This is a genomic window from Nostoc sp. FACHB-888, from assembly GCF_014696655.1.
Lineage (GTDB): Bacteria > Cyanobacteriota > Cyanobacteriia > Cyanobacteriales > Nostocaceae > Nostoc.
Window position 1 is genome coordinate 1 of the sequence record NZ_JACJQM010000216.1, and the last position, 6,289, is coordinate 6,289.

Annotated in this window: 7 protein-coding genes; 5 read left to right on the forward strand and 2 right to left on the reverse strand. The window is 41.7% G+C overall.

The window, feature by feature from the left end; genetic code table 11:
* A partial coding sequence (locus H6G26_RS37010; protein ID WP_190736513.1) for a sugar transferase occupies nt 1-347 on the reverse strand: 347 nt, incomplete at its 3' end.
* 382 nt (nt 348-729) lie between these two features.
* Nucleotides 730-900, reverse strand: coding sequence for a CopG family transcriptional regulator (locus H6G26_RS37015; protein ID WP_190736515.1), 171 nt, complete (start codon nt 898-900; stop codon nt 730-732).
* Nucleotides 901-1,329: 429 nt separating this feature from the next.
* On the opposite strand from H6G26_RS37015, the gene H6G26_RS37020 reads away from it, so the two are divergent.
* From H6G26_RS37020 to H6G26_RS37040, 5 genes are all read left to right on the forward strand, one after another.
* The gene (locus H6G26_RS37020) at nt 1,330-3,045 is read left to right on the forward strand and encodes a hypothetical protein (RefSeq protein WP_190736517.1); all 1,716 of its coding nucleotides are present in this window, start codon (nt 1,330-1,332) and stop codon (nt 3,043-3,045) included.
* A 387-nt stretch (nt 3,046-3,432) separates the two neighbouring features.
* Nucleotides 3,433-4,242: a transposase gene (locus tag H6G26_RS37025; protein ID WP_242054220.1), complete on the forward strand. Its 810-nt coding sequence runs from the start codon at nt 3,433-3,435 to the stop codon at nt 4,240-4,242.
* Between the two features lie 25 nt (nt 4,243-4,267).
* Nucleotides 4,268-4,486 carry a hypothetical protein gene (locus tag H6G26_RS37030; protein WP_242054221.1) on the forward strand — a complete coding sequence of 73 codons (219 nt, stop codon included), beginning with the start codon at nt 4,268-4,270 and terminating at the stop codon, nt 4,484-4,486.
* Between the two features lie 6 nt (nt 4,487-4,492).
* Complete coding sequence (locus tag H6G26_RS37035) at nt 4,493-5,692, forward strand: hypothetical protein (protein WP_190736519.1); 1,200 nt, start codon at nt 4,493-4,495, stop codon at nt 5,690-5,692.
* 1 nt (nt 5,693) lies between these two features.
* Nucleotides 5,694-6,289: type IV secretory system conjugative DNA transfer family protein (locus H6G26_RS37040; RefSeq protein ID WP_190736521.1), on the forward strand; the 596-nt coding region annotated here is incomplete at its 3' end.

A 6,289-nucleotide genomic window follows, 5' to 3' on the forward strand; every position in this document is an offset into this window, starting at 1 on the left:
TTTTTGAATATCTGATCGCTTTGAGCTTCATTCTTAACTAAATGCTTAAGTTGGTCAGCTCCGACTGACATCGAGCGAAATTTCCAAATTCGGAAGTAACGTCCATTCAGACCACAGCGAACTTGACTATAAAAGATAGGGCCTGGGCTATCTAACTCAATAGCGATCGCAATAGGAATTACTACAATTAGTGTAATCGATAGCCCTACAACAGCACCTAAGATATCAATCATCCGCTTGGCTTTACTGAGTACACAAGGGTGAACTGGAAGTTTAGCTTTAGCAGCATTATGGGGATCATCTATAACTGACATATGAAAACGGTTGGAAGTAGAGGTATTAGACATAGTAATTACAGTTTCGGGAATCAGGTCTAATATTTAAAACAGAATTATCAAATATTAACGCAAATGGAATCATAATTTTTACCTGATATTATTAAAAATACAATGCATAGAGGTAAACCTTTAGCCATTTAAGAAAAATAGAGAATTTAATGCAAGGCGCAAGTAAAATAGTGCTAATTTTGGCTGGTGAGTCAGGAAGTAGAGAGAGAGCAATACAATAATTTATGGATGTATGCATTGCTTTCGGCTATTTTGCAGCATTGATAAAATAATGAAGACTTAGCGCACACGCATTGTGTATATTGCGCTAAACTTTGTTAGGTATTTTGGTTAACAAAGAGCAGAAGATAGACTGGTTGTCTACAACTTCCGTTAGCCTTCATTATGTAGGCTCTTCAGGCGTTTCTTGCTGGGTTATTACCAAAGAGCGAATTAACTCCCGAATCACATCAGTTGCAGGTCTACCCGTACTTGCACAATATTTTTCAAGTTTTTCGCTTTCAACTGATGCGAGATTTATTGTAATTCGTTTGATAGCCCATTTTTTGTTCATGACTTGCTCTATTAACCAAATTCAATGAATTATCTAGACTTTAAATGCCTTGTGCAATACTTAACAAATATATAGATGTTAACCACAGCATACTTGCCGTAAAACTATTTTTAGCACATCCCTCCTCAGAGTATTTACTTATAGTCCAAAACTTCACTGATAAATCATTTATATGAACTTTAGAACATTTGAAAGGAGCTTGTATTTTTGGTAAATATTGTTAAGCAAAGCGCAATCGGAGTGAGCCTTGCAAGAGTTGTATAATCAGCAAGTATTGCCAATTGAATTTAGTAAACTTGATCTTCATACATACCTCTAGAAAATTTTTTAGGAGCATTAAGGTTTAATAATTTTGGTTTACTGAGTATCTGTTATGCCAAATTATTAGTTAGATATCAAAACTAGGCTCGACACTAAAGCAAGCAAAATATGTCTCAAAACACGAAGCGATTCACAGGACTTGCAGCTATGACCTTGATGGTTGTTTTTTCTTCAACCAGTGGAGCGATGGCAACACAAGCTACGGATATCAAAGCAGGACTTCTAGCTGAAATTGCTTATCAGTACGCTCAGATTAAAGAAACTGAACGGGCGAGCAAAGTATTAGTGAAAGCTCTCGAGTCCATAGCAGCGATGAGCAACCAGTGCTTCAAAGCCAACCCGTTAGCAAGAGTGGCAGGCAGCTATTTTCTAATTGGGGAAAAAGAAAAAAGCAAACAACTTTTTGCAAGCGCCATCCAAACTGCTCAAACCCAAACTGAAACGGGCTGTAGTCGCAGTGCGACTTCTCCTGTCGAATCATTGCTTAACCGTGCCAAAGAGTACGCCGCCGCAGGACACGTTGATTGGGCGCTTCAAATCAGCAGTGGTAGAATGGGCGAGCCGCTGACGCTTAACGAAATAGCAGTTCAGTTATTTATTGCTGGTCATTCTCAGCAAGCAACTCAAATCTTGAATCAGTCTGTCGAGCTAGTCCAACGTATCGACAATCCCTATTACAGAACCCAGTTTTTTATTAACATGAGTGAACGGCTCGGTCAAGTTGAAGCAAGACAGGAGGTAGTATTATTGCTAGAGCAGGCGTTAGAGAGTAACACTGCGATTAGCTCAACTCAAGGAGAAAATGGGATCATACAGAGTCAGCAAATGCTGAGAATTGCAAAACAATTCGCACTCATCAACGAAAAACGTCGTGCGCTCAAGATTCTTGAGCAAGCCTTGCCCCAAATTCGGACGCTTACTAGCCAGCAGTTTGCGTTGGGTAAAATAATTCAGCTAATTGACGTTGCACTTGAGTATGCCGTACTGGAGCAGAAAAACCAGGCAGTTGCAATACTGGCCCAAGCTCGGACTGCTGCACAGCTCATTCCCTTAGACGTAAGCGAAAGCTCATCTGATGCTTTGGGCAGAGTTGCTGAAGGATATGCAAAACTTGATGACTTTGAGCAAGCCCTGGAAATTGCCCGCTCAATTGTGCCGATAGGAAAGCGAGATGTAGCATTGCAGAAAATTGCGCTCGTTTACGTGCAGGCAGGAAATGTGGAGGAAGGCGTGAAGTTAGCGCAATCAATCAGCAACAGCAATTATGCATTGCTCCAGATTGCTAGATATTATCTCACCCTCAACCAGCCCGCTCAAGCCTGGAATTTGGTTCAAACTAAGCAAATCAAAGGTATTGCTTCAGAGCTAGCACTCGGTTATCTCAAAGCCAGGCAACCTCAGATGGCGCTACAAATCGTTCAGACCGAAAACATCAAAGGCTTCACAAACGAAATTGCCCGCAGCTATGTAAATGTAGGGCAACTCGACCGAGCTTTGCAACTAGTGAGGGAGCAACCCGTCATAGACGAATCCATATTCCCTAACATTGCGAGTGGATTTGCCAAGCAAGGACAACTTGACCAAGCGCTTGAAGTAACTCAATCCATGAACAACAAAATTTATAAAGCTGAGGCATTGATTGCGATAGCCAAAGTATACGCTTCAAACGATTTAGCAGAGCCAGGAGTCAGTCAATCTATACTTTCTGCCATTGCTAATTTCTTTGAGCCACTTTTTGGCAACTCTCGTCACGACAAAGCGACTGAAGCTTTGAACAAAGCGCTTGGAGTAACTGTGTCCATCACATCCAAAGATTTTCTCTAGTATTTCCCTTGCGTTCGTAAAGTTACATCGCTACCACCCAATCGCAAGCCACAGATTTACACCCGCTCTTAAAGTTAACTCAGACCTGCCACTGCCCCACTCCATAGCCTACGAGCAGCTGGGAGCTGTGCGAAGACAGCGCAATCGCTACTTTGGATGATGCGTTTGACCAGTTTTAGTAGTGTTTTTGAAACTCTGTTCAGACCGATAACATCAAAGGTTTCACAAATGAAACTGCCCGCAGCTACGTAGAAGATGTAGGGCACAATTATCACTTTATTCCAATTTCGACCCTAACCAAGAAGTATTGAGATTGCGACCCCCTCACCGCACGCAACTTTTCGCAAAATCCAAAATCCGAAAAGGCAAAAGATATGCTTTACCATTTTGCCCACCTTTACCACGATGTACCTTGATATTCAACAGACCAAGCCTCGTCAACGTGCCCTGGGTGGAGGACGCAAAGCCCGCTTGCTTACAGCCCAAGACAAATTATTTTTCATCCTGTTCTATTTCAAATGTTATCCGACCTTTGATGTGGCGGGACTGCTCTTTGATATACATCGCTCCCAGGCACATGAGTGGATGCATCGATTGCAGCCAATCTTAGAAGCGGCTTTAGGACAGAAGATGGCGCTACCGGAACGCCATCTCGAAAGCATTGAAGCATTTTTGTCACGATTTCCAGGAGTCCAACGGGTGATGATTGATGGGACAGAGCGCCCAATTGCCAGACCTCAAGACCCTGAACAACAAAAACAGAACTATTCCGGTAAAAAGAAACGTCACACGCGTAAACACTTGGCGGCAGTTGATGAAACCAAACGAGTTTTGATCAAAAGCTTGGCACGAGAAGGCAAACTGCATGATAAACGTTTTCATGACGAAGATGACATTGCAGGTAGTATGCCTGATGAAATTCCGATTGAGGTAGACTCGGGCTTTCAGGGAGTACAGAAGCAGTATGACAATCTCTATCTCCCCCACAAAAAGCCCAAGGGGGGTGAGTTAAGTGAGCTTCAAAAAACAGAGAATCGGCAATTGAGTCAATCCCGTGTAGTTTGCGAAAATGCCTTTGCTGGTGTGAAGCGCTACAACGCCGTCAGTGTAATTTATCGTAATCGGATTGAAAACTTTGATGACCATTTAATGCTGACCGCAGCAGGATTATGGAACTTCTACTTGATGGCTGCTTAAGAAAATCCCAATTGCAAGACCAACATTGCAACATTGCCTCACTCATCTTTTATTTCCCGACAACTCTAGTGAAGAAGAAATTCTTGATGAATCCACAGGCAGGATTCGCACACGTAGTAGTGGCAATCAGCGCAATATTACTGGTGCGTTAATGTCAGGTTTTTTTGGTCAAGTTAGTCAAAATCTTAGTCAAAACAAATTAATTGCTTTGAGTAAGAGTTCTGATAATTTAACACGGCGGTAATGGCTTATGAAATCATCTTTACGACCCAATGATAACGCCTTACGTTACTTCATTTTTTTGGGTTTAGTAGGTAGCTTATTCATTCATAGTTTTATCAAGTACGGGCTACTCAATCAAACCATAGGGTTAATCATGCCCAAGGCTTCTGCACAAGTACCCGTTATCAATTCCCCTAATGGGTTTACTCCTGATTGGTCGCGTTTGAAATTCAGCGACATGATTATTTCTCTTAGTGGCAGTGTTACCTACCCAGGCACAAGAGGTACAGAAAGTAGAACCTGGACGGCAGGACAAAGCATTAGCGAGTTTATGGAACTAGGGGATTTTGAAACACCTCAATTAGCAATAGAAAATTTAAATCTATCAACCATAGCTTCAGTACAAGGAATCAATTTAAGTGGGTTAACATTAGATGATTTTCAATTAACTCAATGGCAAACTTTACCATCCTTAACCGAAGCGATCCCTGGTTTAGGTAATAGAAATGTCAGAAGTGTTGAACCTGTCAGAGATTTCTTGAGAAGATTTGGAATTACTGGAGGCACAATAGGTAACGCCAGCCGAAATTCTCGTTTACGTAACGTTCAATTAGGAAGAGTAATAAATTTTAAAAATTACTCACTAACATCTATTTCCGACATTGAAAACACATCTATTAATAGATTTGAGAATTGGCAAGACTCCAAAATTAATGGAGTACCTGGATTGTCCACCCTCACCTGGGATAATTTGCCAGGGCTGGAAAGACTCGACCTTTCATTTGTTGCCAAAGTTGATCTGCCATTGGGAGATATTGAGGCTAACCGTACCCGTTCCATATCTGGTAGCTATCAAGATGGCTTTAATGTTCCCTGTCTACAAAACAATTGCGCTCATGCGGAAATGGAAGGCATTGGTGAGACTACTGGAACACAGTGGATATCTGGGAAATTCCAAAAGGTTAATGGTGGATTTGGCATTTTAAAAGCTCTTAATGATGGTAAAGAGCCTACTGGTCGAAACCCCTTTGGCTCCAGCTTTAAGCAAGTTGTTTGGAATATTTATGAAGGCAGTGGAAAGGTGGAAACTACTATGTTCTTCCGTATCTGTAAAACTATCCCTTTCATTGGTCGTACTTGCAGTCCATACTTCATAGGGCCTGTACCTTTTATTGAGTACCAGGAAAAAGACCCTATCGTTCTTGGTGAACCTAATTCTCTACCTTAAAATGAGCAAATCTTTCCAAATAAATAGCGCTAATCCTCAAGGATTTCGATTTGAGCAATTACAAAATCCTTTAGACGCAATTGGCAAGTACACTCACTCTCTTTTCACCCTTAATGGACTAACAGTCTTGTCCTTACTCGGTGCTTATATTTTGATGAGGGTGTTTTTTGGCGACTCTAACAAAAAGAAAATAGCCACTAGTTATTGGGGTGGTGGTAAAGAAACTGCTACTGCTCAGAAAAAGGCCATCTTGCAAATCGCCAATCCCCAATGTGATAGTGCGGCGCTTTACATTGGTAAGCATCAGGAAAAAGGTGGTGGCGTTACTTTCTATATCCCTGATGTGCAACGAGGAACAGCAGTCATCGGCGCTCCCGGTAGTGGTAAAACATTCAGCGCCATTAACCCGATGATTTACTCGGCAATTGATCAGGAATTTCCATGTATAGTTTACGACTTTAAGTATCCTTCTCAAGCGAAAGTTGCTGCCTATGCCAAATATAAGGGCTATGATGTTCACATCTTTGCACCGGGATTCCCTGAATCTGAAGTCTGCAATCCTTTAGATTTTCTTCGGGATAGTAGTGATGCCGAATC